Below are 1908 nucleotides of genomic sequence, written 5' to 3'. Positions count from 1 at the left end.
GAGCTGATGGGATAAATCCCGCTCCTCGCTTTCGATTACCCAGAAACACCAACGCCCCGAACCAGTCGGGGCGTTGGCTTGGCCTGCACTCAGGGAGTTTTCACACGGCCTGAGATGCCGGGCTTTTTTATGACTTCCGATCAGCGAGCGCGGTAGGTGATGCGGCCCTTGCTCAGATCGTACGGCGTCAGCTCGACGCGAACCTTGTCCCCGGTGAGAATGCGGATGTAGTTTTTGCGCATCTTGCCGGAAATGTGCGCGGTGACGACGTGCCCATTTTCCAACTCCACACGGAACATGGTGTTGGGCAGGGTGTCGATGACAGTGCCTTCCATTTCGAAGCTGTCTTCTTTCGACATGCAGTAAAGCCCTCGGTATTCAGAGATGGGCCCGGTCGCAGTGCGCGGCGGGCAAAAACGGCGTGCATTGTGCCCGAAAACAGCACTGCTCGCCAAGGGCTTCAGCTAAGTGTTACCCAGCGCTGATTGACGAAGAGTTCGATCGGGCGGTACTGGGTCTTGTAGTTCATCTTTCTGCAGTTCTTGATCCAGTAGCCGAGATAGACGGCCTGCAGGCCAAGACGGGCGCTTTCGCCGACCTGCCAGAGGATGGCATAGCGGCCAAGACTGCGTCGCTCCTCATCGGGGTCGTAGAAGGTGTAGACCGCGGAAAGCCCGTTGGGTAAGACGTCAGTGACTGCCACGGCTTTCAGGTCGCCCTTTAGGCGGAATTCATAGAAGCGGGAAAAGGGCAGGTCGCGCACCAGGAACGTGGAGAACTGGTCTCGGCTGGGTGGGTACATGTCGCCGTCTGCGTGGCGCTGCTCGATGTAGCGGACGTAGAGCGCATAGTACTCCTCGGTGAAGGCCGGGCGTACGGGGGTTATGGTCAAGTCTGAGTTGCGCTTGAGGATACGCTTCTGCTGGCGGCTGGGAATGAACTGGTCGGCGGGGATGCGCGCTGGAACGCAGGCATTGCAGCGTTGGCAGTGAGGGCGATAGAGGTGATCGCCGCTGCGACGAAAGCCCATTTCCGACAGTTCGGCATAGACGTCCACGTCCATGGGCTGGCTGGGGTCGAGGAATAGCGTGGTGGCCTGTTCCTCGGGCAGGTAGCTGCATGGATGCGGTTGAGTGGCATAAAACTTGAGGCGAGCCAGCTCGGTCATGATCAACCCCCGGGAGAACCCTTCAGCAAGTGTATGTCAGCCTGCGAGGCTCGCCTAGGCGATCCAGTCGGCGTTGTTCGGCTGATCAAGGTACAGCTGCAGGTAGCGGGAAAACTTTTCCCGGCTGATCGTGTGAGCGCCGAAGCTTTGCAGGTGCTGGGTGGGCATCTGGCAGTCGATCAGCACGAATCCCCATTGGTGCAGGTGGTGCACAAGGGTGGCGAAGCCCACCTTGGACGCGTTGTCTGTCCGGCTGAACATGGATTCACCGAAGAACAGCTTGCCGATGGCCAGCCCATAAAGGCCGCCGACTAGTTCATCGTGTTGCCAGACTTCGACCGAGTGAGCCACGCCACGGCGGTGCAGTTCAAGATAAGCGGCCTGCATCGCCGGGGTGATCCAGGTCCCGTCAGCGTAGTCGCGCGGGCCGGCACAGCCTTCGATCACCGCAGCAAAGGCTTGGTCGAAGGTCACGCGAAAGCGTTCCTGCCGCAGTAGTTTGGCAAGGCTGCGGGAGACGTGAATTTCCTGGGGTGCCAGCACCGTGCGTGGGTCGGGCGACCACCAGAGAATCGGCTGGCCTTCCTGATACCAGGGGAAGCAGCCGTGGCGATACGCCTGAATCAGGCGTTCTGGGGAAAGGTCGCCGCCTGCTGCGAGCAGGCCGTTGGGTTCGCGCATGGCGCGCCCGAGTGGCGGGAATTCGAGGGAGTCTCGTTGTAACCAGGTCAGCATGGGGG

3 protein-coding genes are annotated in these 1908 nt (G+C 60.3%); all 3 read right to left on the bottom strand.

Translation table 11 applies throughout. The annotated features are described in order from the left end of the window. Window positions 1–140: 140 nt before the first annotated feature. The 3 genes from infA to aat all read right to left on the bottom strand — a co-directional run bounded on the left by infA (window position 141) and on the right by aat (window position 1903). The gene (gene infA, locus FFS60_RS28515) at window positions 141–359 is read right to left on the bottom strand and encodes a translation initiation factor IF-1 (protein ID WP_016492441.1); all 219 of its coding nucleotides are present in this window, start codon (window positions 357–359) and stop codon (window positions 141–143) included. A gap of 101 nt (window positions 360–460) precedes the next feature. Beyond that, on the bottom strand, window positions 461–1168 hold the full coding sequence (locus FFS60_RS28510) for an arginyltransferase (RefSeq protein WP_137823893.1): 708 nt from the start codon (window positions 1166–1168) through the stop codon (window positions 461–463). A gap of 54 nt (window positions 1169–1222) precedes the next feature. Beyond that, complete coding sequence (aat, locus tag FFS60_RS28505; protein WP_028630498.1) at window positions 1223–1903, bottom strand: leucyl/phenylalanyl-tRNA--protein transferase; 681 nt, start codon at window positions 1901–1903, stop codon at window positions 1223–1225. Window positions 1904–1908 lie beyond the last annotated feature (5 nt).

This window comes from Pseudomonas sp. D(2018), assembly GCF_005502555.1.
Taxonomy (GTDB): domain Bacteria; phylum Pseudomonadota; class Gammaproteobacteria; order Pseudomonadales; family Pseudomonadaceae; genus Metapseudomonas; species Metapseudomonas resinovorans.
Note: the sequence above shows the minus strand (reverse complement) of the source record. Positions and strands in the feature narration are given on the sequence as shown.

Bases quoted from the DNA above. Each gene is read 5' to 3' on its own strand.
- infA (WP_016492441.1), bottom strand. From the start codon at position 359: ATGTCGAAAGAAGACAGCTTCGAAATGGAAGGCACTGTCATCGACACC.
- FFS60_RS28510 (WP_137823893.1), bottom strand. From the start codon at position 1,168: ATGACCGAGCTGGCTCGCCTCAAGTTTTATGCCACTCAACCGCATCCA.
- aat (WP_028630498.1), bottom strand. From the start codon at position 1,903: ATGCTGACCTGGTTACAACGAGACTCCCTCGAATTCCCGCCACTCGGG.